The organism is Chromatium okenii (assembly GCF_016583745.1).
Lineage (GTDB): Bacteria > Pseudomonadota > Gammaproteobacteria > Chromatiales > Chromatiaceae > Chromatium > Chromatium okenii.
Genome location: NZ_NRRQ01000032.1, coordinates 1 through 23,967 on the forward strand (window position 1 = coordinate 1; position 23,967 = coordinate 23,967).

Below are 23,967 nucleotides of genomic sequence, written 5' to 3' on the forward strand. Positions count from 1 at the left end.
GGTGCAAATCGGAAATAACCATGCGGTACCTGTAGCCGTCTGACCCTCCCGACCGGCATCATCATTACTGTGTTTATAGCGCAGATCATTGTCCTTTCAATTCGCTGTCTCATCGCCATCAGCAATCACACTTGACACCGCAGCAGCATTCGTGTTTTTATTCGCTTTAAGAGGCGTAGAAACCTTAAACAAAGCGGATTCCGCACCCGTCAGACCAGCGGTTTTTTATGCCCGACAGATTTATGGTCGGGAGTTTGCAGCGATACAACACTGGGAAACCTGAAAAGCTGCAAGCGGTGCCCTTTGAGCCGTTTCTACCCTCCCGACCGCCCGTAAGGGTTTTTGCGTAGAAAGCAATCAAAGGAGTCCATTATGGACAATCACTTTATTTCCGCTATTTCAATGACCTCCCGTGAAGTCGCCGAATTGACCGGCAAGCGTCACGCAGACGTATTGCGTGACATTGATCGGTTGCTTGAATCACTGAACGCAGATTTGCGTTTAGGCTTCAAATCAAGCACTTACACCGATTCCACAGGCAAATCCAATCGCCAGTTCATCCTTGACCGCGATTCCACTTATTGCTTGGTTGCAGGCTACGACGCCAACGCTCGGATGCGCATCATTAAACGTTGGCAGGAATTGGAAGCAGCAGTGGTAACACCAACAGCGCCCACTATTAACGATCCAATTCTTGCGGCATTGGTGCATGGTCTGGTTGAAATTGACCGATTGAAACAACAGCAGGTTTTGATTACACGCAAAACCGAACAACTTGAATCCCGCATGGAACACGTTGAATTGCAACATCGCAATGGCGTTCCGAAGGGTTATTTATCTCGCTCGCAGGCGCATGGTTTATACGGAGTGGGATTATCGGAGAAGGTTTTTCATCTCGCTTTACAGCGTCTTGAAGTGCCAACCACGCCTTATATTCATCATGCTGAAGATGGCAATGAAGTCGCCACCTATGGTTATCTTGAGAGTGACATTGCTGCCGCAGTGCAGGTATTCCTTGATGATGCGATTCAAGCCACGCGCTATATGTGTGAATCGCCGTTATTGGAAGGCAAACGCTTTCGTTATAACAAGTCTACAGTAACGCGCCCGAACCCACCGCAGCAATAATTCAATACGCCGTAATACTTGCGCTGTTATAAACTAGCAGCGCAATCTTTCCGCCAGATCAAGTGAATAAATGACAATGAAACATGCGATTGATCCCAAAATTGACTGTGTTTTTAAGGCGCTGTTGGGTTCTGACTCCAATCAAGCCCTGTTGATTCATTTCCTCAACGCGATATAGTCGATCCAACATAAAATGAGTTATAAACTAAGGTGGTAAAAATACATGCCTTCAGGAACGTGCTGATAAATTGCAAGTGAGTAAAAGTGGTATTGGCTGTAATTCACCGACATCACTCCCCAACCCTGTTTTTGACAAACGAGAAAATCATAGATTTTTTATGGATTTTCATAGGTTTTTAGTGGCGCTACTAGGTGGACGCGGTTCCAAACTCGACAACGGCGAACGGTCATGTTTGAAATCAGCCCGCAAGCGCGTCAACAAACGGCTGCGCTCCGTGCCACTGCTCACCATCAATGCCGCAAATGCCGCTCGCCAATGCGCCAAATACTTCCGATCTGCTGCCAACTCCGTGTACAGCATCACCGCCGTGCAGTAATCGGTAGCGCGGAGATATTCCTTAAACGGACTGTCGGTGGGCACCAAAAACTGCGCCACCACTTGATGCGCTCGCGCTGACGCGGTGAGCAGTTCCGGCGACGGCGGAGCAGAGGTCATAACCATGATCCTAAAATCAATAATACAGCGCGACAATGCGCCAGCCAGTTGTCTCTAAATGCAAAAAAAGAATCAGCGGCGTGGGCGAATTCACCTGCACTTGAAAATCCCGCAGCCCAATAAAAGAACTCGCCATCGTGGTTGGAAATAACGCCACCTCCGGCGGTAAACGCCCCCGCAATTGTTCATATACCCAATCAAACGTCACCAACTGCTCCAACGCAGTCACGCCGTGATAGCGAATTCCCGCATCCAGCCAATCAATAAAATCATCTGACAAGGTGCCAATCTCGCTCACCGCATCTTTATTCAAACGTCGCCGGAGCGCCGCCCGAATTGCCGTCACATCAACCCAAGTCGCCACCACCTGCGGCTGGTTATTCAGCACCGCCTGCTGCAACTGCCACACGCTCAGAAATGGCCACAGCGCGTACAGCAGCGCCAGCATTGTCAGCATTACCAACCAAGGTTTTGCCAACACGCAGTCGTGCTGCCGACACCAACGCCGCCAGCGCACCCAGAATCGTTGCCGCGCAAACCGCTCCATTTAACACTCACAGCACGTCATCGCCGCTCGCTCCCCTCAGCACCGCCGAATTGCTCAATCGCCGCGCTGACTTCTAACCACGCATCTTCAACCAACTCCAGATCAGCACTGACTTGACGCTGCTCCGCCAAACGCACCAGCAACTGCGGTTTTTGTTCTGGCGCATACAACTCCGGTGCCGCCAACGCCAGCTCTAACTCCGCCCGCTGCGCACTCAACTGCGCCAACTGCCGCTCCAACTGCTTCTCGCGCTGGCGCAGCGGCTGCAAGGCTTTACGCGCTTCTGCTGACTGCTGCCGCCGCTGTTTGCGCTCACTCTCACGCACTTCCTCAGCGCCAGCAGCCGCCGCTCCCGTCATCCGTCCCGCTAACCACGCCGGATATTCATCCAAATCGCCATCAAAAGCGGACACCGTCCCGCCATCCACCAGCACCAAACGATCCGTCGTCACGCGCAGCAAATGGCGATCATGTGACACCACCACCAACGCGCCATCAAACGCTTGCAATGCCTCACTCAGCGCGTGGCGCATCTCTAAATCCAAGTGATTGGTCGGCTCGTCCAGCAGCAATACGTTGGGACGTTGACGGATCAACAACGCCAGCACTAACCGTGCCTTTTCGCCACCCGATAACGGCGCAATCGGCGCAAGCGCACGGTCGCCAGCAAAGCCAAAACCGCCGAGATAATTGCGCAAAATTTGTTCAGTTGCCGTCGGATCGAGCTGGCGCAGATGACTCAAGGGCGTGCCGTTGCGATCCAATTGATCGAGTTGATGTTGGGCGAAATAGCCCACCCGCAGCTCCTGAGCGCAGACATGCTGACCCGCCAACAACGGCAATTCACCCGCCAACACCTTGATTAACGTCGATTTACCCGCGCCGTTGCGTCCGAGCAGCCCCACGCGGTCGCCCGGCTCCAAACTGAAATTCACGCAGCGCAGCACCGGCTGCCCACCATAACCAGCATCTGCCCGCTCCAGCCGCAGCAGCGGGCAAGGCAAATGATCAGCCGGTTCAAAACTGAAGCGAAACGGCGAATCAATGTGCGCCGGCGCGATCAATTCCATCCGCTCCAACGCCTTGAGCCGACTTTGCGCCTGCCGCGCTTTGCTGGCTTTAGCGCGAAAACGTTCGACAAAACTGTGCATGTGCGCCACTTCGCGCTGCTGGCGCACATAAGCCGCTTGTTGCTGCGCCAGCCGTTCGGCGCGTTGCCGCTCAAAACCCGAATAGTTGCCGCTGTAGAGCGTCAAACGTTGCTGCTCCAAATGCAGGATGTGGCTGGCGACCGCATCCAAAAAATCGCGGTCATGCGAAATCAACAGCAGCGTGCCGGGATAACTGTTGAGCCAGCCCTCCAGCCAAATCACCGCATCCAAATCCAGATGATTGGTCGGCTCATCCAGCAGCAACAGGTCAGAACGGCACATCAGCGTCCGCGCCAGCGCCAGCCGCATCCGCCAACCACCCGAATAACTGTTGACTGGACGTTGCTCATCGCCGGGCGCAAAACCCAGCCCGTGCAGCAAGCGAGCAGCGCGGCTGGCAGCGTCATACCCGCCAATCGCCTCAAAATGACCGAGTAGCTCGCCGTGACGCAGCCCATCTCCGGCAGCGGTCGCAGCGGCTAAATCCCGCTCAATCTCGCGTAATTCGCGGTCGCCATCGAGCACGAATTCAAGCGCCGGGCGCTCGGTGTCCGGGGTGTGCTGGGCGACGTGGGCGACTTCCCAGCCGACGGGAATGGTGAAGGTGCCGGCGTCGGCGGGTAATTCACCGCGCAGCAGCGCAAATAGGCTCGATTTCCCGCAGCCGTTGGCACCGATCAAGCCGACCTTGTGTCCGGGATAGACCGTGAGCGACGCCGCTGCTAACAGCAGATGCGGACCGCGCCGAAAACTCAGCTCGTTCAGTTGCAACATAATTGTGGCGCAAAACAAACAAGCAGAATGACGCGACTGCGCCAAGCACTCGCGCCATTGTTGCGCGAGCTGCGGCGGGTGTGGAGCGAAGAGCGTTGCATGAATACCACCTCAATGAGTTTGTGGTGGCTATTCTAGCAAGATAGAGGGATTTCCCTAATCAAATTGTGGCGCAGCGTGGTAAGTGGTGTTGCTAAAACACCAATCCCCACGCTACGCAAGGCTTGGTCATTGACCGAGGGCAGCGATGATTTGTTCGGCGGCGGCGGAATTGCCCGCTTGCGCCAAGTGACGGGCAATAAAAATGAAAGTTTCGCTGCGTTCCACCGGATCGGCGAGAGCGCCAGCTTGGGCGATGGCGGCGTTGAATTCGGTTTGTGCCTGCGCGACTGCGCCCTGTTTCGCCCGTTCCAGCGCCAGCGCCGCCACTGCTGTCACACGTTGCGCCAGCGGAGCGGGATCAGCCGCTGCCGCTAAAACGGTCGTCGCAGCGGTGAGATCGCCCGCTTCAGCAAGACGTTGTGCCAGCAGTGCCTGCGCTGCGATCTGTGTGCGGCGTTCTGGAATGCGCGTTATTGCTGCCGTCGCTTTGGCAAATAAATCACGAGCGGCTGGCGCTTGCCCACTCAAGGTCAATTCGCGGGCGACGGTGCTCAACACGTCTACCTGCGCCAGCGGGGCGGCGGTCGAGCGATCGGCTGCAACTTTGGCGAGTTGAAAATACTCTTTGGTCGCTGCCAGCGTGGGATGTGCCTGTCGCGCCCGTCCTAAACTGGCAAAGGCGATGGCTTGCTGCGCACCAGCGGGGAGCGTGTCGGCGATGCGCGTGGCGCGTTTCCAGTGCGTTTGGGCGCTGTCGGATTCATTGCGTTGCGCAAATTCTGCCGCGAGCGCCGCCCGCAATTGCACGGCATCGCGTTGTAAATGGTCGGTGCCGCCCGCAGCCGGTGCCGCAGTTTTGTCGTTAAGCCGCAATGTCACCCGATCTAACAGTTTGGCGGTGGTGCTCAGATCGCCGGTGTCGAAGCGATAAAACGCCAAGCTGGTCAATACGCGGGGATCGCTGCTGACGGCCAGCGCAGCGGGATCAGTGGTGCTGGCGCTGCCCCGCACGGTGGCGGCGGGCGGTAAGGTGACGGCGAACGGTGCGGCGGCTTGACTGCCGGTCATGGGAGTGGCAGTGCCAGTCATGGGAGCGGAACCTTCGGCAGCAGCAACGGCGTTGTCGATGGCGGGATCGGAGACGCCGGTGGTGGGATTGGCGGCGATGTTGACGGATAACCCGGGCGGTGGGGCGATGGTGAGCTGCATTCCGCCCGCTGGCGCAGCACCCGCTGCTTGCTCCGCCGTTTCGGTTGATGCAGCCGCAGCAGCGGTGGCGGCCGCAGTCGCAGCTTCTTGTTGCTGTTGTTCCCACAGCCACCAGCCACTGCCGCCGCTGATGAGCAAGAGCGTCACGACGGGAAGGGCGACGCGGGGGGCGAGCAGGCCGCCCAATTTGCTGTGCCAAGTGAGGCCGAGTTCTTCCTCCACTTTACGCCGCGCAATTTTGCGCAATTTAGCGGCGCGTTTGCGTTCAGCCTCCCGCGTTTCCTTTTCATCGACCACCTTGGCCTGCGTCGCCAACGCCCGCCGTTCCTGCTCCATCGCTTCTTGTAATTCATTGCGTTGCTTGCCGGGTTGAGGCCGAGTGTAGGAATCGACCACGATGCCGCAATTGCTGCAAACGTCCGGCGTTCCGTCAGAACGATGATCCTGTTCCACACCGCAAGCCGGGCAACGATAGGTTTTTGAAACCAGCGACAATCCCAGCGGCTCGGCCTGACACACCAAGCCGATGGCGACCAACTTGGCGACCACGTCCTGCGCCTGCGCTTCGCCCAATCCTTTCACCAGCACCACCGGCTGGCCGGCAGCGAGGCGCTCAAAAGTTTTATCAAATGCGGCTGGCGCGGCGCGTAACATCTTTTGCAGATTGTCGTAGACAACTTGTTGCGGATAATCAGCCGCGATGGCAGTCGCGGTCACTTTATAAAGCGAGTTCATCGACGCATTCCTCTCTTGTTGTGAAGTCAAACAATCAAGCGATCATGGCGCTTGATTTTCATTTATTCATACCTGTGCTGCGCAGTCACCGTTATCGCACTCATTTGTCCACGCAGCGTTGAGACAAATCAGCGCGATCCTGTATCATTGCAGCAATTGTGTATTTGTCATTATGGTATTTTACTAGAGGATAGTGCATGTTAAAAATACTTGTCGTCGAAGATGATTTTATCAGTCGCACCATTTTGCAGGAACACTTAAATCAGTATGGAATAACGCATATTGCAGTCAACGGCAAAGAAGCTGTGGCTGCAATTGAAGCCGCAGCAACGGCTGGTACCCCTTATGATTTGGTGTGTTTAGATGTGATGATGCCAGAAATGAGCGGGCAAGAAGCCTTGCAGCAGATTCGTGAATTGGAAGAATCACGCGGGATTTTTTCATCACAAGGCATTAAAGTGATGATGACAACAGCGTTGGATGATGTCAAAAGTGTCCGCACTGCTTTTCACAATTTATGTGATGCGTATTTGATTAAACCGATTCGCAAAGACAAGCTGGCGCTGGAGTTGCGTAACCTAAAACTCATTGCATAACTATTGTCGGATGAACCGCAGTAACGCACTGCGGTTTAGTTGCGCAGCACGACACTGTTAGCACTGTCATCAATTCTTTATGCTGCGCCTGATATGCGCTAAAAATCGCGCTGTCCACTGATTGCCACCGACACTGCGCAAATGACTGTAACACGCAAATACATTGCCTTGCACAATGCCATCGTGTTTCCCATCAATACCCACGCCCCGCAATACTTCATAACCATAAATCCAATTGGGATCAGGCTGCACGACTGCCGAATGATGAAATTCATGGGCATAACACTCGCGCTCTGTTGCAATCATTGGCCAAGGAAACGCAGCAGTTTCCCGCAATTTGACATAACCGCGTCCTTGCGGACGTGACCGCATTTCAATTTCCGCTTTTAATGCGCCGACCATTGCGCAGCGTTGACCTTGAAAAGTGATTCCAGCGCATAAATACATTAAACCACCGCATTCGGCATAGACCACGCCATTATTCGCAATGAATGCGGCAATCTGCTGCCGCATGGCATGATTCGCCGCTAATTCCGCCATACGATATTCAGGAAAACCGCCGCCAATCAATAGCGCATCCACCGCTGGCAATTGCGTATCGGTGATTGGACTAAAGGGCACCAATTCCGCACCACTGGCAGCCAAAGCGCGTAAATCATCGGGATAATAAAAGCCAAAAGCGGCATCTTGTGCAATGCCAATACGCACTGGCGCATCATTGCGCAGCGGTTGCATTAACGGCGCAGCACTTTGTAGTGATGGCGGAGCGGGTGCCTGCGCCGCAAGATTAAATAACCGCGTTAGATCAATTTGTGCAGCAACCCGCTGCCGAATACCTTCAATCCAATTGTCCGCTTCATTCGTTTCATTGCTTGGCATTAACCCTAAATGCCGCTCATCAATACTGATCTCAGCATCGCGTTCTAAAACACCCAATACCGGTAAATCAGTATAATGCTCTACCACGCGAATGAGATTTGCTGCATGACGTGCGCCGCCAACACGATTCAAAATCACGCCCGCGAGATGCAATTCAGGATCAAAAGCGCAATATCCCAGCAATAACGGTGCAATTCCTCGCGCCAAGCCGTGACAGTTAATCACGAGCACAACCGGCGTCTTTAATTGTTTCGCAAGTTCAGCATTGCTGTCCGCGCCATTTAAGGCGGTGCTATCAAATAAACCAACATTGCCCTCAATAATTCCCAGATCAGCCCCAGTAAGCTCTTGAGCAAAACTCGCGGTAATCTCTGCCGCTGGCATCGTATAAAAATCAAGATTAAAACAGGTGCGCCCTGCCGCTAAACTGAGCCACATCGGATCAATAAAATCCGGGCCCTTTTTGAAAGGTTGGACAATTAACCCGCGCTCGCGCCATTCTCGACACAAGCCAATTGTGAGCGTGGTTTTACCGGAAGATTTTTGCGGAGCAGCGATATAAAGATGTGGCATGAAATAACGTCTCAGTTCCAACGCATGTTGCAGTCGGTTTAGCGCCTCAATTCAGTAATAAAAAAGGCGCAACCCGTGCAAAGAAAACCTTTGCCAGCGTTGCGCCTTTGTGTGGCGGCGAAGCGTAATTAAAGCATCAAGCGGGTTTGGCAAATGCCTCTTCGCCCAATAATTCTTCATCAAGTGCGACTATGTCATCAGCCAGCGATTCGGGTAGAAATTGCAACACGCGCACACCAACAACGGTGATAATCAACGACACGGCAACGCCACCCAAACCTAATAACAACTCTGGAATAGTGGGATGATAAGGAGCCGCAGCGCCATTCACTCCATCAAAAAAGCCAGATTCTAAAATGGTTTGTCCGGGGAACATCTGAATGGGATAGGCTTGGCTGCCAATAATCACGACCGACATCGTGGCTAAACCACCAATAATGACCAAGCCGCAGGCAGTCATTATCCAATTGCGCTCTTTGCTCAATTCGGGATGATAAATAATGCCAAGCGGCAATAAACCGCCAATTAACACCGAACCCACCCAGAACATGAAGGTGTGCATTCCGCCATTGGTGAGCAGCCATAATTCAAAACCATCATTCTTGGCACCATATAAATTGGTGAGATGGTAAATCAGGGTGAAATACAAACCGCCTGCGACGAATAGCCCCAGTAGATTTTTCAAGCGCCGCATGATTTTTGCACCAATGGGGCGATTGTCTTCATCAAACGCATATATCAATACCAGCATGAATACGGCGAGACCGTATGCGAATGAAATCACTACAAAGAGCGGCGCTAAAATTGCGGCATCATAGGCTTGACGGGCGACTAAAAAGCCAAAAATTGAGCCAGTACCGGTGGTTAATGCTAACCGCCATAAAAACGCGATAATGCCTACCGGACGATTAAATGCTGCACCTTGGCGATCTGCCATTGTCCATAAATACGCAATGACGATGATTAAAAAGCCGGTGTATAAAAAGATATTCCACGCAAAAATAGAGCTGAAATTGTAATTGGTCATGGCGACAATCAGGCGCTCAGGGCGACCTAAATCCATCACCAATACCAGCAATCCGCCCATTAACATCGCCGCTGCTAATAACCCCGACAGCCGCCCGAGTGGTTTATAAATCGGCTTGTGGAATACGGTGCTAATTGAGGCAATGTTGAGCGCACCCGATGCCGCAATAATGAGAAATACCGCAAATACATGCGGCGTTCCCCACACCACTGAATTATTCATACCGCTCACCCAATGGCCGGTATGTTCCATATAACCAAAGGCAAGCGTGGCCATGCTCACCACCGCCGCAAGGATGCCTAAAATGCTCCAAAATTGCGTCGGCGGAATGCGCCATTCCCGATAAACGATTCGTTTCATTAGTTGTTTCCCTTGCCCTGATTAGACACCGGAATAGCGCACGCCCGTATTCAAAACCAAATCTTCTCGGAGTTGACGGCTCGGCATCTCATTCAGCAATTTGCAAATGGTGCTATCGGGGTCTTTGAGATCACCGAATACAATGGCGTGATGACCTTCCGCCGCGCACGCATCAACACACGCAGTTGATTCTTGACCAAAATCACGGCGTTGCACGCATAAATTGCAGCTTTCAACACAGCCTTTACCGCGTGGCACGCTAGTTAATTGCCCGTGTACGTCGCCATGAATAAAACTGCGGGCTTTATACGGACACGCCATCATGCAATAGCGGCAGCCAATACATAAATGACGATCAACCATCACAATGCCATCGGCGCGTTTGAATGACGCACCAGTTGGGCATACGTCCACGCACGGCGGATCGTCGCAGTGTTGGCACATCAGCGGCAAGGTCGTCATCCGTCCGGTCTGGTTGTCTTGCAACTTGACTTTGCGCACCCACGCCGGCTTTTGCGTTTCCCACTTTTTCACCGCCTGTTCGGCCGGCATCGTCTGCAAATTCAAGCCGTTTTCATGGTGGCAGGCGTCAACGCAAGCCGAGCACCCGTCAACACATTTCGCCGTGTCAATCAGCAAGCCCCAGCGCACATCAGACGTGACCGGCTCCGCTCGCGGCGCGGCGTCCACCGTGTGCAGCAACACGCCGGGTGCCACCGTGACGGCGGCAGTGACTCCCGCAGCGACGCCTAAAAAGGCGCGGCGTTGCGGGTCAATTGCGTCGTTGTCGTCTTTCATATCAATGATTTTCCCCATCACGATGCGACTGCACCTGCGCCGCAACGCCAGCAGCGTCGTGCGCCGCCATCGCTGCCGCATCCAGCGGCGTTCCGTTCGGCACCGCCGCGTGACAGTCAAAGCAATTGAGATTGACTGCCGCAAACGCATGGCAGGCACCACAAAATTGATCCGCCTGATTGATCGGCTGCGGAATCTGTTCCGCGTTGTAGCTGATATGACAGTCCACGCATCCCGACAGACTATATTTTTCGATGCGGATGCCTTCGTGAACCGTCGCAATCCGCTGATGCTTGATGAATTCCATGTGCTGGCGGCGCATCAGCTCAGTCGGTTCGACACAGGACTCCAGTTTGGCAGCCTGTGAACCCGCGACCACATAGCGTTTCATATCATCGGCTTGAGCCGTCTGGGCAAGCGCCCAGACCAATCCCAGCGCGACGAGGCCAACTGTGAGCACGCTTTTAGCCATCGACGCCTCCGCAGGCATTATTCGCCCAGACCCATCTTGATGTAGCCGGTCGGACAGACATCCGCGCAAATGTGACAGCCGATGCAGCGCGAATAGTCGGTTTGCACATAACGACCGGTGGTGCGGCTTTTCTTGTCCACGCGAGAAATCGCATCTTGTGGGCAATAAATCACGCAGTTGTCGCACTCGAAACACAGCCCGCAGCTCATGCACCGCTTGGCTTCATTGATGGCTTCCGCTTCGGTCAAACCGATGACGCGCTCGTGGAAATGACCGAGCACATCTTCCGCCGTCGGCACTTCTTCTTGGCGCAGGTTGCGAGCGACGTAATTGAAATGACCCAGGAATAACTCATCGTGCGGAATGACTTCGGCGCTGGAGCGATCTTCGTAATTGTGAATCGCAAAATTCGCATCGGAAGTGCCGCGCATATCGCCCTGCTCGGCGGGAACAAATGGCGTGGGCGCGAGATGTGCCTCAGTCATTTTATCCAGCAAATCAAAGTGATGCACGTCTACCTTCGGACGGCGCTTGTTTTCAGCGTGATTGACATAGGCATCAATCGAATCCGCTGCCACCCACGCCTGCCCAATCGCAGTCGTCAGCAAATGCGGGCGAATGATGTCGCCGGCGACGAAATGCCCCGCCTTGCCGGGCACCTGATAAAACTTGTCGGCATCAATCAAACCGCGTCCGTTATCAAAGCCTTCCAAGCCGGTGAGATCGCCACCTTGCCCGATTGCCGACACGATCAAATCCGCTGCCAACACGCGCTCGGTGCCAGCAATCGCAGTCGGACGCCCGTCAGTCATGGTGCAATCGCACACTTTCAAACCAGTGGCGCGACCGTTGGCATCTTTGATGACTTCGAGCGGCATCACGCCGTCCAGCACGGTGACGCCTTCACGATTGGCATCGTGTACTTCATGCTCAGACGCAGTCATTTTGTCGCGGGTAAACAACGAGGTCAGCGTGACTTCTGCGCCTTCCGCTGCTGCTGCCGTCGCGGCATCGTGGGCGACATAACCGTCACGAATCACGCTCTCCGGCAGCTCGCTTTGCCCATGTTTGGTGATGTGACCGAGCCGACGCGCTACGGAAACCACGTCAATCGACGTATCGCCGCCGCCGACGCAGACCACTTTTTGCGCGGTGAATTTCATCCGCCCTTCGTTGTACGCCTTGAGGAAGGCGACGCCGGAGACGCAGTTGGGCGTGTCTTTCCAGCCATCAACCGGCAGTCCGCGTCCGCTCTGGCAACCAAGCGCCCACAACACTGCGTCGTAGTCTTGTTCGAGCTGTTCCACGCTGACATCAGTGCCGACACGGGTTTTGAGCTTCACCTCGATCAAGCCGAGGTTGAGGATGCGCTGGATTTCCGCGTCCAATTTGTCACGCGGGACGCGATAGCCGGGAATACCGAAGCGGAACATGCCGCCCAGTCCTTCGTTCGCCTCAAAAATGGTGCAGCCGTGACCTTTGCGGCGCAGTTGATACGCTGCCGCTAAACCAGCGGGGCCGCCGCCGATGATGGCGATGCGCTTGCCGGTGTCGGCTGGCGCGGGGGCAAATTGGTAGCCGTTGGCAATGGCGGTATCGCCGATGAACTGCTCAACGGCATTGATGCCGACAAAATCTTCTAATTCGTTGCGATTGCAGCCGTCCTGACACGGCGCCGGACAGACGCGCCCCATCAATGACGGGAACGGATTGGCGTCGGTGGAACGGAGAAACGCATATTCGCGCCAGTCCATGCCCTGCGGCGGTTGTTCCATGCCGCGCACGATCTGCAACCAGCCGCGAATGTCCTCACCGGACGGACAACTGCCCTGACACGGCGGCGTCTTGTGGACGTAGGTCGGGCATTTGTGGGAGCGGTCTTGATTAAAAATCTGGTCGGTCAGCTTCTCCCAGACGTGCTCGCCGTCTTCAAAACGGCGCCAGGAGGGCTTCATTGTCATCTCGTCGCTGGAAGTCGCCATCGTGCTCAATCTCCTTATGCCAGTTGAGTCCTGATGCCAAATCAGGACGTTCGTATTCAGGGGGATCGGCGGCTTCGGCTGGCACCGCCGTTGGTCTCAATCGTTGTGATGCAGTTGCACCGCGTCGCTTGGTGGTCACTCGCGCTGCGCGGCAAGTGACCGACCCGTGCAATTTAATCGTCGTCGTCATCGCTATCGTCATCATCTGCATCTTCGGGATCGGGCGTGAGCACAATCGCGTCGCCAACGAGCTGATGTAAGCTGATGATTTGACTCATATCCATGCCGTAATACGGCAAGACTTTACTAAACTGGGTTTTACAAATGGCGCAGATCGCCGCCATGTGCGTCACGCCTTTTTCTTGAATGACGTTATTCAACGCATCCATGCGCGGCTTGGCACCTTTCACGCGCAGCTCCATCAAATCATCGGTCAGCAACCCGCCGCCGCCGCCACAACAGAACGTCCGGTCGCGGATGGTGTCCTCGTCCATATCGTAAAAGTGGTTGCACGTAGCGCGAATGATGGCGCGAGGAATCTCGAACTGACCGCCGGGCGTGTCACCCATGCGCGAAGCGCGAGCGACGTTGCAGCTATCGTGGAACGTCATCACCTTGTCGTCGTTTTCGCTCTTATCGAACGTCAACTTGCCCTGCTGAATCAGGTCATAGGTGAACTCGCAAATGTGCTGCGGCACCGGATAGCGCGGATCAAGAAAATCCCAAGGTCCCGCCAGCGTGTTCAAAAAGCTGTACGCCACCCGCCACGCATGACCACATTCGCCAAACACGATGCGCTTCACTTTCAGCTTGATCGCAGCTTCCCGAATGCGCTGGGAAATGCGGCGCATGTTGTCGTAAGAACCGATAAACATGCCGAAATTAGCGGCTTCCGAAGCCTGCGTACTCAGCGTCCACGTCACGCCAGACTCGTGAAACATCTTGCCGTAGCCGATCAAACCGTCCACATGCGGCTCGGCGAAAAAGTCCGCCGACGGCGTCACCAACAACACTTCTGCGCCAACTTGATCAATCGGATAACGCACCCGCACGCCGGTCTCGTCGTAAACGTCTTCTTCTAAACCTTCCAACGTATCAATTAACGCCGGGCCGGGTAAACCGAGGTTATTACCGACTTTATAAACTTTGGCGATAATTTCATTGCAGTATTTTTGCCCAACGCCAATGCAATCCATGATTTCACGCGCTGCCATTGAAATCTCAGCGGTATCAATTCCATAAGGGCAAAATACCGAGCAGCGGCGACATTGCGAACACTGATGAAAATAGCTATACCAATCATCAAGCACTTCTTTCGTGAAATCTTCTGCGCCAACTAATTTGGGAAATAATTTGCCAGCGACGGTGAAATAGCGCCGATAAACCTTGCGCATTAAATCCTGACGACCCACTGGCATATTTTTCGGATCGCTGGTGCCGAGAAAATAATGGCATTTATCGGTACATGCGCCGCATTTCACGCAGGCATCCATATACACCCGTAGCGAGCGATATTTACCCAGCAATTCGCCCATCTTATCGATGGCTTTATTTTGCCAATCATCGACGAGTTCACCCGGATAACCGAGCGGCTCTTGAAAATCCGGCTTTGCCACAAACGGCGAGCTATGCGCCATTGCGCCGGGCGTGACCGCCGGAACTTCGGTGTACTGGGTCAACTCAGGAACTAAAAAGGTTGCCTTAGCCATAAATCAGTCTCGTCTGCGAACGTGCGGAATTACTCAAGGGCTTATTTCTGTTCGAGTTGTTGAGCCCAAGGCGCGATATGTCGAACTTCACGCGGGTTATCCGCTTGATTGCGAGTTGGGCTAAAAAATAATCCCGGCGCATGGAGTAATTTGCTATATGGAAAAATGATTAACAATAGCGCCACTAAGAACAGATGCAGCAATAACAACGGATCAGACGGCAGCGGCTGAAAATCATACGCATACAACCCCATAAAGAAGGCTTTGATCTCAACGATGTCGCTATGAAAAACGAATTTCATCAATAAACCGCTGACGCCAATCAGCACCAACAAAGCGAGAATTAAATGATCTGAAGGGGCAGAAATATACCGCACCCGATCCACCAAGAAGCGCCGCGCCCATAATCCCGTTAAACCCACAATCATCGCCATACCGCCATAAATGCCAAACGGCTGCACGAGTTCAATGGGAAACCACACCGGCTCAATGAAATAGCGTAAATGCCGCAGCGTGACCAGTAATAAACCGAAATGAAACATCCAGCCGAAAATCCACGTCCATTTGTTGCCCCGAAACAGGCTTTCAAATAAAACCACTTCGCGTGTCATTCGCAACACCACCCCACTGGTGGTTGTTGGAGCTGGCGTGGTTGGAATTTTTAAGGGAGCAGGAGTGCGCGCATATTGCGTAATCTTAAACAGCACTCCGGTCACAAAAACCAGCGCGGCAAAATAGAATAAAAAGGCGTAGAAAGTTGTTAAAAACGCCATGTTGCTGCGACCTCGGCGGATCAATAAATAAATCTGGGATGCCGCGTGACATCCCAGAATGAAAAAGACTTACACGCAGCCAGTTGGCTTCGGCAGACCAGCAAAACGACACGCCTGTTTTGCCGGGCCATAGGGGAATAAGCTGTACAGATATTTGCTGTTGCCCTTCTCTTTACCGAGCTTCTTACCAACTGCCTTGGTTAATACGCGCACGGCGGGAGCAATCTGGTATTCCTCATAATACTCACGCAGGAAATTGATGATATCCCAATGTTCATCAGTCAATTCCAAATTGTCCTGCTTGGCCATCACGCCAGCAATTCCAGGTACCCATTCATTCAAATTGGCTAAATAGCCTTCTTCATCTACGGCGTATTGCTTGCCGTCTACATCAATCATGTCTGACATTGTGATTTCCTCTGTGGTGTCAAAAACAAAACGTTATAACCAAGCCTGAACCGTATCATTCGCAGTGGTTAAATCAACGAAGCCGGCATAATCAACGACGTTAATTCCCGCAATAATGCGCTCTTCAGAAAAGCCCCGTGCTTTCAGGTCTGGCCCCAGCACATAAATCTTTAGCTTGCCCAGTGCAGCGGTGACTTGTGCCTCAACGCTGGTATCAGTCAATGCCGCATAAATGCCATCTTCAAACAGCAATACTGCTGCATCAGCGGTGGCGAACTTTAAGCAGGATTCCAATGAATTCCGCTCAAAGGGTGATTTATTCACAGTGTGTAAAATGCTCATTCGTCATCGCCTCAGAAGCTGAAGATCACATCGGATTCATTCATCAAGGCGCTCACGCGCTCTGACGTAATGACCTCAACGATATTGTCGACTTCTTCTTCAGTCTCCATATCTTCCCAAGCAATCTCAACCAGATCATCTTGCGTCAAGCCACGCGCTTCCAATGATGCTTGATCGACATACACTTTCTTGACTTCATAATCGCCGAGCGTGCGATAAGTCGGAGAAAAGTTTTTCATGCCCACGGCTTTCGTATCCTGACCTTTGGCCAATTGATACACGCCATCATCAATAAACATCACGCTCACGTCTTGATCAAAAGCCGCACCAACTAACACGACTTCTAAGGCTTCCCAAGCGTAAATGGTGCCATACGGCGCTTTACGATTCACATACATGAATTTTTTGACGATTTCAGACATTGCTGTTATTCCTCTTAATCGCCAAAAACGACCAAACGGTCGGCTTGAATCGCAGCTTCAACCAATTGCCCCAAACCAGAAATACGAAACTTGGGATGGATATTGGTGGCATCTTTACCATTGCGGCTGGCTTCACCGTCATCGACCATACCGCGTCGTTGAGCGGCAGCAACGCAGACCACTAAATCTAAATTGTGTTGTTCTGCTAATTCTGCCCAGCGATTCACAATGTGGCGATCATCTTGCGGTGGCGTGGTTAAGCGCGTCGCATTATTAACGCCGTCGTGATAGAAAAAAATCCGAAAAATCTCGTGCCCTTTTTCTAATGCTGCCTTGGCGAATTGATACGCCGAATCAGATGCTTGATGCTGATAAGGGCCTTCGTTAATCTGAAGTGCAAACTTCATTCAGTCCTCCTCAATAGCGAATAACTGCAAAGCGATCAGCTTGTTCAATAGCAAGCGGTATTTAATCAAGATCAAATACCGCTCGCTGCTGCAATTAGAAACGGATATAGGTTGAGCTATTGAAGCTCGCCCGCGCTCCGCGCCAAGTATCAATGTGATATTTGGTGAATGGTAATTCGACTTCTTCAAAGAAGCGCGGCCAGCCAATACGTTCAATCCATTCGTTTACCCGTTCCCAATCCCGCGCACCTTCTTTATAGGCTTTCAAAATGCGCTTGACGATGGCGGTTGCTTCCGGCCAACGCGGCGGGTTATTCGGGATGCCAGCGGCGACCAGCTTTTGAAAGGTCGGCTTGCCGCGAGCGTTGGAGTGATTGCCACCAACCCAAATCGCCAGCTTGGAATGCTCGGCGTCGTTGATTTGCATCGGCGGACACGGCGGGAAACACGCGCCGCAGCAGATGCACTTGCGCTCGTCCACTTCCAACGAGGGCTTGCCGTTGACCATCGCCGGACGAATCGCGGCCACTGGGCAGCGGGCGACGACGGACGGACGTTCGCAGACGTTGGCGACCAGATCGTGATTGATCTTGGGCGGTTTGGTGTGCTGAATGTTGATGGCGATGTCGCCCTGACCGCCGCAGTTAATCTGGCAGCAGGAAGTGGTGATATGCACACGATTGGGCATGTTGGCGTTGCGGAATTCGTCGATGAGTTCGTCCATCATCGACTTGACCACGCCAGAAGCGTCGGTGCCGGGAATGTCGCAATGCAGCCAGCCTTGGGTGTGCGAAATCATCGCCACCGAGTTCTGAGTACCGCCAACGATAAAGCCCGCGCCTTCGAGCGCGTCAATCAGCGGCTGCACTTTCGACTCGTCGCTGACCATATATTCGATGTTCGAGCGCAGCGTGAAATGCACATGACCTTCGGCAAATTCATCGCCGATGTCGCACAGCTTGCGCAGCGTGAACACGTCGAGAATGCGTTGGGTGCCGGCTTTCACCGTCCAGATTTTGTCGCCGCTATATGCCACATGCAGCAACACGCCGGGGCGCGGATGGTCGTGATATTTCCATTGCCCGAAGTTTTTACGCATCACGGGATGGATGTATTGCCAAGGATCGGGGCATCCAGACTCAATCGGCTCGCGCATTTCCGCCATTGCCTTTCCTCCAGTTCTTAAAGTTCAGTCTTGATGATGGTCGTTGGGATCGGAGCATTTCGGGCGCGGCGAGTCTGGCTGCGCATCGCAACCAGCCGCTCAAGCGCCTGAAAACAACCGAAATTACTTGCCAGCTTCCGCTTGGCGCTCAAACCACGATTCAGCCGCTTCATCCCAGCCATCCATGCGGATGTAGGAACTCTGGCGCGGGTGACTGAGCATGTTCGGATCAGGATCGACGCCGATGCCTTCGAGGAAGTTCGCCAGCCCGATGCGCTCGATCATCTCGCCGCAGCGTTCGTGTTCCAGACCGTTTTCTGCCCAGAAATCAATGATGGTTCCCGCCAGCTCGACCATCGACTCGTAATCGTCTTCGGTCTCCAGCTTTTTAAACGGAACCAGCACCGTGCCCATCAGATCGCCGATTTTCAGCGTGCGCTTGCCGCCGATCAGAATGGTGACGCCCTTGTCATCGCCCGGATGCAATGCTTTGGGCATCACATTTAAGCAGTGCATACAACGCACGCAATCCCGATTATTCACTGCCAGCGTATCATCATCATTTAATGACAATGCCTGCGTGGGGCAACGGGTAATCACGTTATCAATGTAATACTGACGCCCTTTGCTGGCGACATAATTCTTGACCTCAACTTGGTCAACTTTCATATCGTCGCGCCAAGTGCCAATCACGGCAAAGTCGGAGCGTTCAATTGCATTCTGGCAATCATTCGCGCAGCCAGAAACCTTAAACTTGAATTTATACGGCAGAGCGGGGCGATGCACATCATCAACGAAGTTATTCACTAACAGGCGATGCGCTTTTAATTCGTTGGTGCAGGACATTTCACAGCGGGTACCACCGACGCAAGACATCGCAGTACGCACACAAGGACCAGCGCCACCTAAATCCCACCCGTAATCATTGATTTCATCAAAGAAGGGTTGAATGCTGGGGCTATCCGCACCGATAAACATAATGTTACCGGTTTGACCGTGAAAGGTAATTAACCCAGAGCCAAACTTTTCCCAACTGTCGGCCAATTGGCGCAGCATTGCCGTTGTATAATGATTGCCGGCTGGTGGCTGCACGCGGATGGTGTGGAATTCCTTAGATTTTGGGAACGCCGAACCCACTTCTGAGAAGCGCGGAATAATACCGCCGCCATAACCAAACACGGAAATCGTGCCGCCTTTCCAATAGCCCTTGCGGGTTTCATAGGAGTGCTCAAGCTGACCGAGCAGGTCGTTGGTCATTTCATTGATGCGCGTTTGCGGATGCTGATCACGCAGACGTTTAATACCCGAAATGAAACTCGGCCAAGGGCCAGTTTCGAGTTGATCCAGCATCGGGGTAATGTGCTTATCAATAGCCATTGCGCATTCTCTCCTATCAATTCATCAGGAAAGGGAGTGTTAAATTCGCGTACATACGCCCATCGCAGTATCATCACCGGATGAGACGTTAAAATGCATCACGTTAGGGTATTCTTCACAAGAAAACGAGGTGACTATTTTTAGTCAACAATCAATTCATTGGAGGGAATGATGATACCAATGAAAAATACAGTTGCCTATTCCTACGCATAGGAGGCGATATGCGATGAATCTACCTCGTTGGGGATAGGATACGTTGCTATTTTTTGCTACCGCGCATTGCGCACAGTGACAAATAAGAAGACAGCGTATTTCGCATCTGTATTAAGCGACGGATAATATAACGTAATCACCAACAAGTCAAGAATATAACCATTTTCTAATGTAGATCGGCAGCAGTCACAACGAGGCAAGCGATGAGATTTTCTGAAGCGGACGACACGAGCGGAAACTTGATCACGGCGTATGACGCCGAGGGCGTGGTGGTCGGCAGGCAGCGGTATCTAGCGGGTTTGATCGTCACGCCCACTCAAATTGTTGCGCCTTGGGCAGCGCCAGCCGCTGCATTAACGATCACTCATTTGGAGCAGGTGCTCGCACTCGCGCCGCAAGTCATTCTCTTGGGCACCGGCACCCAGCAGATTTTTCTAGCGCCGCAACTGCAATTCGCAGTGTTGCAACGTGGCATTGGTTTGGAAGTGATGAATAGTGCCGCCGCGTGTCGTACTTACAACATCTTGGCTGCCGAAGGACGGCGCGTGGCGGTCGCGCTCACTCAAGCGTGACGCGATCCACATAACGATCCCGCGCAGCTTTGGCGCGGGTAAAAATATCCAGCAAATGCTCGCCATCAGCGCGGCGAATGCTGCCAGCCAGATCGGTCATTTCCGCGCCAAACCGCGCCAGCATCAGGCTCAACGCTTCCCGATTGGCCAGACAAATATCCCGCCACATCACCGGATTGCTTGACGCGATGCGACTGAAATCGCGGAAACCGCCCGCCGCGTAACGAAACACCTCATCGTTCTCGCGCAGCCGCGCCAGCGTATCCACCAGCCCAAACGCCAGCAGATGCGGCAGATGACTGGTCGCCGCCAACACCTCGTCGTGATGCGCGACTGACATCTGCGTCACCTCTGCGCCGCAGAGTTCCCACATCGTTTGCACCTGCGCCAACGCCGTCGGATCAGTTTCCGGCAGTGGCGTCAAAATCACCCGCCGCTGTTGATACAAATCGACTAGCGCAGCTTCCACGCCGCTGTGCTCCGTGCCCGCAATCGGATGACCGAGCACCAAACGCGGCGGAATCTGCCCGAATGCGGCCAGCGCATCAGCCACCACGCTGCCTTTGACGCTGCCGCCGTCGGTCACAATCGCCTCTGGTCGCAACTGTCCAGCAATGGCTGCGAACACGCCGCGCATCGCGCCCAGCGGGACGGCGACAAAAATCATATCGGCATCCGCCACTGCTGCCGCCGGTTCTGGCGTGAAACGGTCAATCACGCCCAATTCCACCGCCCGCTCTAAATTCGGCAGCGAGCGCCCGCAGCCGACAATCTCACCGACTGCGCCAGCAGCGCGTAACGCCCGCGCCAGCGACCCGCCGATCAAGCCCACGCCGATGATGGTCAATCGCTCAATCATGCTGCACACACTTCCGCTAACGCACTGAGAAACCGCGCATTTTCTGCTTCCAGCCCGATGCTGATGCGCAAATGATTCGGCAGCCCATAATTCGCCAACGGGCGCACGATGATCCCGCGCTGCAACAGCGCCTCATTGATCGCCGCCGCCGGACGTTTGCAATCGACGGTCACGAAATTGCCCACCGACGGGATGAACTCCAGCCCCAACGCCGTCAAACCGGCACTCACCTGCTGCATTCCGGCGCGATTGAGTTCGACCGTCGCCCGCACATGCTCGCGGTCGCTGATCGCCGCCGTCGCCGCTGCCTGCGCTAAGGCATTGACATTAAAGGGCTGGCGCACTCGATTGAGCAGCTCGGCAAGGCGCGGATCGCTGATGCCATAACCAACCCGCAACGCCGCCAAACCGTGCGCCTTCGCAAAGGTGCGCGTGACAATTAAATTGGGAAAGGTTTCCAGCCAATGCGTCGTATCGGGAAAATCCGGTTCATTCACATATTCCGTATAGGCTTCATCAATCACGACTAAACAGCTTTTTGGTACTGCGCCGAGAAATGAACGCAATGGCGCTGCGGCTAACCAAGTGCCGGTGGGATTATTCGGATTTGCAATCCAAACCACGCGAGTTTGTTCAGTGATGAGCGCGAGCATTGCATTCAAATCATGTCCATAATTCCGCGCTGGCGCGACGCGAGCAGTTGCACCAACAGCTTGAATAGCAATGGGATATACCGCAAACGCAAATTCAGAATACACCGATTCAACGCCCGGCTGTAAAAAGGTGCGGGCAATTAAATCCAGCACATCATTGGAACCATTGCCGAGCGTGATTGCTGCTGGTGAGGTGCCATGAAATTCCGCCAACGCCCGCCGCAATTCAAAACCACCGCCGTCGGGATAACGTCCCAATTCATTGGCTAACGCTGCCATTGCTGCCAATGCTTTGGGGCCTGGGCCGAGCGGGTTTTCATTCGAGGCTAATTTCACGGCATTGCGAATTCCCAGCTCGCGCTCTAATTCGCTGATGGGTTTGCCGGGCACATAAGGCGTTAATTCTGCGACCCAAGGTGCGGCTAAAGCGAGAAAATCATTGTCAGCGTAATTCATAAAATAGTGTCATTAACAATACAGTTGAGTGGGCACAGTCGGAAATAACAGTGAACTTTCTATTTGACCGCGATGCGTAAACAATTGCAGGTTGCCGTTGTCATCACAAATCCACACTTCTCGCGCACCTTTGGCGAGATATAAATCAATTTTTTCTGTCAGTTCCCGTTTAGAATTGGACGGAGAACTGATTTCAATCCACAGTTCTGGCGCTTCTTGATACGGCGTTTCTAATTCATTGCGCATAAAAAAATCAGTGGAACCCCACGCCACATCAGCGACCCGCACGCCTTTTGTCGTTTGCACTGAGCATTCCGTGATAATTTTACCCTGTGCTTTGTTGTCTCTGAGAAAACCGACTAACTCGGCTTGTAACAGCCCGTGCTTATTTGAGGCGGGACTCAAAACAATGTTTCCCCATTCGTTTAGCTCAATTTTATACGGCAGGTTTTGCAAAATGGGGTCTTCAATAATTTGCGCCCATTGCATAATTACAGCACCGCGACGGGATAGGAACCGAGAATTTTGAAGAGTGAAGACGCCTGTTCTAAATGCGCCAAGGCGCTATTCAATGCGCTATCTTCTCGATGACCGACGACATCAATAAAGAAGACATAATCCCAAATATCTCGCCGCGAGGGGCGCGATTCAATGCGCGTCATGCTAATACTGTGCGCAGCCAGCGGTGCTAATAATTGATGCAATGCGCCCGCTTGATTGCGACACGATAACAATAAACTGGTTTTATCTTGTCCACTCGCCGGCGCATCTTGCGCACCAATCACTAAAAAGCGCGTGGTATTGCCCGGTTCATCTTCAATACGTTCGGCGAGAATTTTGAGCGCGTAAATCTCCGCCGCTTGAATTCCCGCAATTGCTGCGGCATTGCTTTCGTGGGCGGCGCGACGCGCAGCTTCGGCATTGCTGGCGACGGCAACCCGCTCGGCGTGCGGCAAATGCCGATCTAACCAGCCGCGACACTGCGCCAGCGATTGTTGATGCGAATATAAAACGCGAATCTCGGCCGGCGCAGGCAGGCGACTGAGCAAATGATGCTGCACCCGCAAACAGACTTCGCCGGTGATCCGCAGCGGCGAAGTCATAAATAAATCAAGGGTATGGCTGATGACGCCCTCGGTTGAATTCTCCACCGGCACGACGCCGAAATCACACGCGCCAGCTTCCACTTCCCGAAAAATATCGCTGATGGTCGCCATCGTCCGCGTGACCACCGAATGCCCAAAATGCTTGATCGTCGCCGCTTGGGTGAAGGTGCCTTCGGGGCCGAGAAAGGCGACGTTGAGCGGGCGCTCCAGCGCGAGACACGCCGACATGATCTCGCGGAACAGACGCGCCATTTCTTCATCACTCAGCGGCCCGGGATTGGCAGCTTTGATCCGCCGCAACACTGCTGCCTCACGTTCGGGGCGATAAAACTGCACCTGCGCCGTGCCCGCTTCCGTTTTGAGCTGCGCGACCTGCTGGGCGCAGCGGGCGCGGTCGCTGAGGAGCCGCAACAGTTCCAAATCAATCGCATCAATCTGATTGCGAATTGCGTCGAGTCCGGTATTGCTGCTTGTCGCCATCACGCCCGCTTTCTCC

General features: G+C 53.6%; 25 protein-coding genes and 1 pseudogene. 4 read left to right on the top strand and 22 right to left on the bottom strand.

Annotation, left to right across the window (positions count from 1 at the left end):
- Window positions 1–372: 372 nt before the first annotated feature.
- Together CKO12_RS11405 and CKO12_RS15415 are read left to right on the top strand one after the other, a co-directional pair.
- A complete protein-coding gene (locus CKO12_RS11405; protein WP_200154873.1) occupies window positions 373–1,128 on the top strand; it encodes a Rha family transcriptional regulator in 756 nt (251 codons plus the stop codon).
- A 76-nt stretch (window positions 1,129–1,204) separates the two neighbouring features.
- Window positions 1,205–1,303: pseudogene (locus CKO12_RS15415) on the top strand (Rpn family recombination-promoting nuclease/putative transposase); the annotation flags it as partial.
- Between the two features lie 171 nt (window positions 1,304–1,474).
- Here the strand turns inward: CKO12_RS15415 and CKO12_RS11410 are convergent.
- From CKO12_RS11410 to CKO12_RS11425, 4 genes are all read right to left on the bottom strand, one after another.
- The gene (locus CKO12_RS11410) at window positions 1,475–1,804 is read right to left on the bottom strand and encodes a hypothetical protein (RefSeq protein ID WP_200154874.1); all 330 of its coding nucleotides are present in this window, start codon (window positions 1,802–1,804) and stop codon (window positions 1,475–1,477) included.
- A 16-nt stretch (window positions 1,805–1,820) separates the two neighbouring features.
- Window positions 1,821–2,351 carry a DUF2939 domain-containing protein gene (locus tag CKO12_RS11415; RefSeq protein WP_200154875.1) on the bottom strand — a complete coding sequence of 177 codons (531 nt, stop codon included), beginning with the start codon at window positions 2,349–2,351 and terminating at the stop codon, window positions 1,821–1,823.
- 17 nt (window positions 2,352–2,368) lie between these two features.
- Entirely contained in the window at window positions 2,369–4,276 is a 1,908-nt protein-coding gene (locus tag CKO12_RS11420; protein WP_200154876.1) for an ATP-binding cassette domain-containing protein, read from the bottom strand.
- Between the two features lie 228 nt (window positions 4,277–4,504).
- Complete coding sequence (locus CKO12_RS11425; protein ID WP_200154877.1) at window positions 4,505–6,322, bottom strand: hypothetical protein; 1,818 nt, start codon at window positions 6,320–6,322, stop codon at window positions 4,505–4,507.
- 197 nt (window positions 6,323–6,519) lie between these two features.
- Here CKO12_RS11425 and CKO12_RS11430 point away from each other — a divergent pair, with 197 nt between their 5' ends.
- Window positions 6,520–6,918: a response regulator gene (locus CKO12_RS11430; RefSeq protein WP_200154878.1), complete on the top strand. Its 399-nt coding sequence runs from the start codon at window positions 6,520–6,522 to the stop codon at window positions 6,916–6,918.
- A gap of 69 nt (window positions 6,919–6,987) precedes the next feature.
- Here CKO12_RS11430 and CKO12_RS11435 read toward each other — a convergent pair whose 3' ends face one another.
- The 14 genes from CKO12_RS11435 to dsrA all read right to left on the bottom strand — a co-directional run bounded on the left by CKO12_RS11435 (window position 6,988) and on the right by dsrA (window position 19,612).
- Window positions 6,988–8,370, bottom strand: a complete 1,383-nt coding sequence (locus CKO12_RS11435; RefSeq protein ID WP_200154879.1) for a cobyrinic acid a,c-diamide synthase CobB — start codon at window positions 8,368–8,370, stop codon at window positions 6,988–6,990.
- Window positions 8,371–8,506: 136 nt separating this feature from the next.
- Window positions 8,507–9,757, bottom strand: coding sequence for an NrfD/PsrC family molybdoenzyme membrane anchor subunit (gene nrfD, locus CKO12_RS11440; protein WP_200154880.1), 1,251 nt, complete (start codon window positions 9,755–9,757; stop codon window positions 8,507–8,509).
- 21 nt (window positions 9,758–9,778) lie between these two features.
- Complete coding sequence (dsrO, locus tag CKO12_RS11445; RefSeq protein WP_105072771.1) at window positions 9,779–10,555, bottom strand: sulfate reduction electron transfer complex DsrMKJOP subunit DsrO; 777 nt, start codon at window positions 10,553–10,555, stop codon at window positions 9,779–9,781.
- 1 nt (window position 10,556) lies between these two features.
- Complete coding sequence (locus tag CKO12_RS11450; RefSeq protein WP_105072770.1) at window positions 10,557–11,027, bottom strand: sulfur reduction protein DsrJ; 471 nt, start codon at window positions 11,025–11,027, stop codon at window positions 10,557–10,559.
- Window positions 11,028–11,044: 17 nt separating this feature from the next.
- Entirely contained in the window at window positions 11,045–13,009 is a 1,965-nt protein-coding gene (locus CKO12_RS11455) for an NAD(P)-binding protein (RefSeq protein ID WP_200154881.1), read from the bottom strand.
- A complete protein-coding gene (locus CKO12_RS11460) occupies window positions 12,957–13,199 on the bottom strand; it encodes a hypothetical protein (protein WP_200154882.1) in 243 nt (80 codons plus the stop codon). The genes CKO12_RS11455 and CKO12_RS11460 overlap by 53 nt, the downstream gene beginning before the upstream one ends.
- Window positions 13,183–14,718: a sulfate reduction electron transfer complex DsrMKJOP subunit DsrK gene (gene dsrK, locus CKO12_RS11465; RefSeq protein WP_200154883.1), complete on the bottom strand. Its 1,536-nt coding sequence runs from the start codon at window positions 14,716–14,718 to the stop codon at window positions 13,183–13,185. Before dsrK ends, CKO12_RS11460 begins: the two co-directional genes overlap by 17 nt.
- 41 nt (window positions 14,719–14,759) lie before the next feature.
- Window positions 14,760–15,491, bottom strand: coding sequence for a respiratory nitrate reductase subunit gamma (locus CKO12_RS11470; RefSeq protein WP_200154884.1), 732 nt, complete (start codon window positions 15,489–15,491; stop codon window positions 14,760–14,762).
- Between the two features lie 69 nt (window positions 15,492–15,560).
- On the bottom strand, window positions 15,561–15,899 hold the full coding sequence (locus tag CKO12_RS11475; RefSeq protein WP_105072767.1) for a TusE/DsrC/DsvC family sulfur relay protein: 339 nt from the start codon (window positions 15,897–15,899) through the stop codon (window positions 15,561–15,563).
- 33 nt (window positions 15,900–15,932) lie between these two features.
- Window positions 15,933–16,241, bottom strand: a complete 309-nt coding sequence (tusB, locus tag CKO12_RS11480) for a sulfurtransferase complex subunit TusB (RefSeq protein ID WP_200154885.1) — start codon at window positions 16,239–16,241, stop codon at window positions 15,933–15,935.
- Between the two features lie 11 nt (window positions 16,242–16,252).
- The gene (tusC, locus tag CKO12_RS11485; RefSeq protein WP_105072766.1) at window positions 16,253–16,663 is read right to left on the bottom strand and encodes a sulfurtransferase complex subunit TusC; all 411 of its coding nucleotides are present in this window, start codon (window positions 16,661–16,663) and stop codon (window positions 16,253–16,255) included.
- A 14-nt stretch (window positions 16,664–16,677) separates the two neighbouring features.
- Entirely contained in the window at window positions 16,678–17,070 is a 393-nt protein-coding gene (gene tusD / locus CKO12_RS11490) for a sulfurtransferase complex subunit TusD (RefSeq protein WP_200154886.1), read from the bottom strand.
- A gap of 94 nt (window positions 17,071–17,164) precedes the next feature.
- Entirely contained in the window at window positions 17,165–18,235 is a 1,071-nt protein-coding gene (gene dsrB, locus CKO12_RS11495; protein WP_200154887.1) for a dissimilatory-type sulfite reductase subunit beta, read from the bottom strand.
- A gap of 123 nt (window positions 18,236–18,358) precedes the next feature.
- On the bottom strand, window positions 18,359–19,612 hold the full coding sequence (dsrA, locus tag CKO12_RS11500; protein ID WP_200154888.1) for a dissimilatory-type sulfite reductase subunit alpha: 1,254 nt from the start codon (window positions 19,610–19,612) through the stop codon (window positions 18,359–18,361).
- A gap of 416 nt (window positions 19,613–20,028) precedes the next feature.
- Between dsrA and CKO12_RS11505 the strand changes: the two genes are divergently transcribed.
- Window positions 20,029–20,397, top strand: a complete 369-nt coding sequence (locus CKO12_RS11505) for an Mth938-like domain-containing protein (RefSeq protein ID WP_200154889.1) — start codon at window positions 20,029–20,031, stop codon at window positions 20,395–20,397.
- Here the strand turns inward: CKO12_RS11505 and CKO12_RS11510 are convergent.
- From CKO12_RS11510 to pheA, 4 genes are read right to left on the bottom strand one after another with little or no spacing between them, the layout of a single operon-like run.
- Window positions 20,384–21,256 carry a prephenate dehydrogenase gene (locus CKO12_RS11510; RefSeq protein ID WP_200154890.1) on the bottom strand — a complete coding sequence of 291 codons (873 nt, stop codon included), beginning with the start codon at window positions 21,254–21,256 and terminating at the stop codon, window positions 20,384–20,386. The genes CKO12_RS11505 and CKO12_RS11510 overlap by 14 nt on opposite strands.
- Entirely contained in the window at window positions 21,253–22,365 is a 1,113-nt protein-coding gene (hisC, locus tag CKO12_RS11515; protein ID WP_200154891.1) for a histidinol-phosphate transaminase, read from the bottom strand. Before hisC ends, CKO12_RS11510 begins: the two co-directional genes overlap by 4 nt.
- A 12-nt stretch (window positions 22,366–22,377) precedes the next feature.
- Window positions 22,378–22,854, bottom strand: coding sequence for a Uma2 family endonuclease (locus tag CKO12_RS11520; protein WP_200154892.1), 477 nt, complete (start codon window positions 22,852–22,854; stop codon window positions 22,378–22,380).
- A gap of 2 nt (window positions 22,855–22,856) precedes the next feature.
- Window positions 22,857–23,951, bottom strand: a complete 1,095-nt coding sequence (gene pheA / locus CKO12_RS11525; RefSeq protein ID WP_200154893.1) for a prephenate dehydratase — start codon at window positions 23,949–23,951, stop codon at window positions 22,857–22,859.
- Between the last annotated feature and the right edge of the window lie 16 nt (window positions 23,952–23,967).

Coding starts and splice junctions, on each gene's coding strand:
- CKO12_RS11410 (WP_200154874.1), bottom strand. CDS start 1,804: ATGACCTCTGCTCCGCCGTCGCCGGAACTGCTCACCGCGTCAGCGCGA.
- CKO12_RS11475 (WP_105072767.1), bottom strand. CDS start 15,899: ATGTCAGACATGATTGATGTAGACGGCAAGCAATACGCCGTAGATGAA.
- pheA (WP_200154893.1), bottom strand. CDS start 23,951: ATGGCGACAAGCAGCAATACCGGACTCGACGCAATTCGCAATCAGATT.
- CKO12_RS11460 (WP_200154882.1), bottom strand. CDS start 13,199: ATGACGACGACGATTAAATTGCACGGGTCGGTCACTTGCCGCGCAGCG.
- CKO12_RS11520 (WP_200154892.1), bottom strand. CDS start 22,854: ATGCAATGGGCGCAAATTATTGAAGACCCCATTTTGCAAAACCTGCCG.
- dsrA (WP_200154888.1), bottom strand. CDS start 19,612: ATGGCTATTGATAAGCACATTACCCCGATGCTGGATCAACTCGAAACT.
- dsrK (WP_200154883.1), bottom strand. CDS start 14,718: ATGGCTAAGGCAACCTTTTTAGTTCCTGAGTTGACCCAGTACACCGAA.
- tusC (WP_105072766.1), bottom strand. CDS start 16,663: ATGTCTGAAATCGTCAAAAAATTCATGTATGTGAATCGTAAAGCGCCG.
- CKO12_RS11505 (WP_200154889.1), top strand. CDS start 20,029: ATGAGATTTTCTGAAGCGGACGACACGAGCGGAAACTTGATCACGGCG.
- CKO12_RS11430 (WP_200154878.1), top strand. CDS start 6,520: ATGTTAAAAATACTTGTCGTCGAAGATGATTTTATCAGTCGCACCATT.
- nrfD (WP_200154880.1), bottom strand. CDS start 9,757: ATGAAACGAATCGTTTATCGGGAATGGCGCATTCCGCCGACGCAATTT.
- hisC (WP_200154891.1), bottom strand. CDS start 22,365: ATGAATTACGCTGACAATGATTTTCTCGCTTTAGCCGCACCTTGGGTC.
- CKO12_RS11470 (WP_200154884.1), bottom strand. CDS start 15,491: ATGGCGTTTTTAACAACTTTCTACGCCTTTTTATTCTATTTTGCCGCG.
- CKO12_RS11415 (WP_200154875.1), bottom strand. CDS start 2,351: ATGGAGCGGTTTGCGCGGCAACGATTCTGGGTGCGCTGGCGGCGTTGG.
- CKO12_RS11405 (WP_200154873.1), top strand. CDS start 373: ATGGACAATCACTTTATTTCCGCTATTTCAATGACCTCCCGTGAAGTC.
- CKO12_RS11450 (WP_105072770.1), bottom strand. CDS start 11,027: ATGGCTAAAAGCGTGCTCACAGTTGGCCTCGTCGCGCTGGGATTGGTC.
- dsrO (WP_105072771.1), bottom strand. CDS start 10,555: ATGAAAGACGACAACGACGCAATTGACCCGCAACGCCGCGCCTTTTTA.
- tusB (WP_200154885.1), bottom strand. CDS start 16,241: ATGAGCATTTTACACACTGTGAATAAATCACCCTTTGAGCGGAATTCA.
- CKO12_RS11420 (WP_200154876.1), bottom strand. CDS start 4,276: ATGTTGCAACTGAACGAGCTGAGTTTTCGGCGCGGTCCGCATCTGCTG.
- CKO12_RS11425 (WP_200154877.1), bottom strand. CDS start 6,322: ATGAACTCGCTTTATAAAGTGACCGCGACTGCCATCGCGGCTGATTAT.
- CKO12_RS11435 (WP_200154879.1), bottom strand. CDS start 8,370: ATGCCACATCTTTATATCGCTGCTCCGCAAAAATCTTCCGGTAAAACC.
- CKO12_RS11455 (WP_200154881.1), bottom strand. CDS start 13,009: ATGGCGACTTCCAGCGACGAGATGACAATGAAGCCCTCCTGGCGCCGT.
- tusD (WP_200154886.1), bottom strand. CDS start 17,070: ATGAAGTTTGCACTTCAGATTAACGAAGGCCCTTATCAGCATCAAGCA.
- CKO12_RS11510 (WP_200154890.1), bottom strand. CDS start 21,256: ATGATTGAGCGATTGACCATCATCGGCGTGGGCTTGATCGGCGGGTCG.
- dsrB (WP_200154887.1), bottom strand. CDS start 18,235: ATGGCGGAAATGCGCGAGCCGATTGAGTCTGGATGCCCCGATCCTTGG.